This is a genomic window from Actinosynnema sp. NPDC023658 (assembly GCF_040639995.1).
GTDB lineage: Bacteria > Actinomycetota > Actinomycetes > Mycobacteriales > Pseudonocardiaceae > Actinosynnema.
In genome coordinates, this window is record NZ_JBFAAX010001214.1 from 1 (window position 1) to 1528 (window position 1528).

The 1528-nt window shown below is 73.6% G+C and carries 2 protein-coding genes; both read left to right on the forward strand.

The features are described from left to right. Nucleotides 1-149 precede the first annotated feature (149 nt). A complete protein-coding gene (locus AB0G02_RS39640) occupies nucleotides 150-1010 on the forward strand; it encodes a helix-turn-helix transcriptional regulator (protein WP_360805512.1) in 861 nt (286 codons plus the stop codon). Nucleotides 1011-1049: 39 nt separating this feature from the next. Further along, on the forward strand, nucleotides 1050-1528 hold a 479-nt coding region (locus AB0G02_RS39645), incomplete at its 3' end, for an alcohol dehydrogenase catalytic domain-containing protein (RefSeq protein ID WP_360805515.1).

The window sequence follows — 1528 nt, forward strand, 5'->3', positions numbered from 1 at the left end:
CGGGGTGACCATCCCGTCGGTGGTCCTGGTCGTGCTCGGCTCGCTCGTCACGGCGGTGTTCCCGGTCGTGGTGGCGAGGCGTGCGTGGAAGGAACGCCCGAGGAGCCCGTTCGACGGAAGGTGAGGAGGGCTCCTTCTATCGTGGACGGGTGAGCACCGCCCTGGCCCGAGAACGACGCCTCACCGAACTGCGCGAGTTCCTGCGCAGCCGCCGCGAGCGGCTGGCGCCCGCCGACGTCGGGCTCCCCGACGCCGGGCGGCGGCGCACGCCGGGGTTGCGGCGCGAAGAGGTCGCGGTGCTGGCCGGGGTGGGGGTGTCCTGGTACACGTGGCTCGAACAGGGCCGCGACATCAAGGTCTCCGGCGACGTCCTGGACGCGGTCGCGCGGGCCCTGCTGCTCGACGAGGCCGGTCGCGTCCACCTGTACCGGCTCGCGGGCCTCAACCCGCCCCAGCCCGCGGTGGAACCCTCCGCGCCGGTCTCGCCGCGGGTGCACCGGTTGTTGGCGGCGTGGGCACCGCGGCCGGGCTACGTCCGCGACCGGCACTGGAACTTCGTCGTCGTGAACGAGGCCGCGCGGGTGGTCTTCGGCTACGGCGACACCGACCACAACTGCCTGGTCTCGTTCTTCACCAACACCCGGTACCGGACCGCGCACCGGCACTGGGACGAGACGGCCCCGGAGGTGGTCGCCGGGTTCCGCGCCGACGCCGCCCGCTACCCCGACGACGCGGAGTTCGACCGCATCGCCGCGGACCTGGCCCTGGTCAGCCCCGAGTTCGCCGCCCTGTGGGCCCGGCACGACGCCGCGGAGCACACCAGCGCGGTCAAGGCCGTCGACCACCCCGCGATCGGGCCGATGCTGTTCGACGCGACCCTGCTCCCGCTGCCCGAGCACCCCGGACACCACCTGGTCCTGCACGACCCGCGCCCCGGCACCGACACCGCCGAACGACTCGAACGGCTGATGCGCACGCATCCTGGTGGTGGCACTCCCACCATGAACTGACACTGCCTACCCGTTCGCGGTGCTCGCAGGATCGTGGTCATGACGAACAGCCCACAGGTCCAGGCGATCACCGTCCCCCGCTTCGGTGACGCGGAGGTGCTGCGCTTCGCCGGGCTCGACACCCCGGAACCCGGCCCCGGCCAGGTCTCCATCGACGTGACGCACGCGGGGGCGAACTTCGCGGAGGTCCTCTACCGGCGTGGCGTGGTCGACGTGCCGCTGCCGTTCGTGCCGGGCATCGAGGTCTCCGGCCGCGTCCGCGCCCTCGGTCCCGGGGTCGACGGGCTGCGGGTCGGTCAACCGGTCGCGGCGCTGACCATCGTGGACAGCGGCGGGTACGCCGAGGTGGTCGTCACCTCGGCGCACCTGGTGGCCCCGCTCGACGAGCACGACCTGGCGCCGGACCTCGCCGCCGCGCTGCCGTCCAACAGCACCACCGCGTTCCTGGTGCTCGACCGGGTGGCCCGGATCGAGCCGGGCGAGAGCGTGCTCGTCCACGCCGCCGCCGGAGGGGTGGG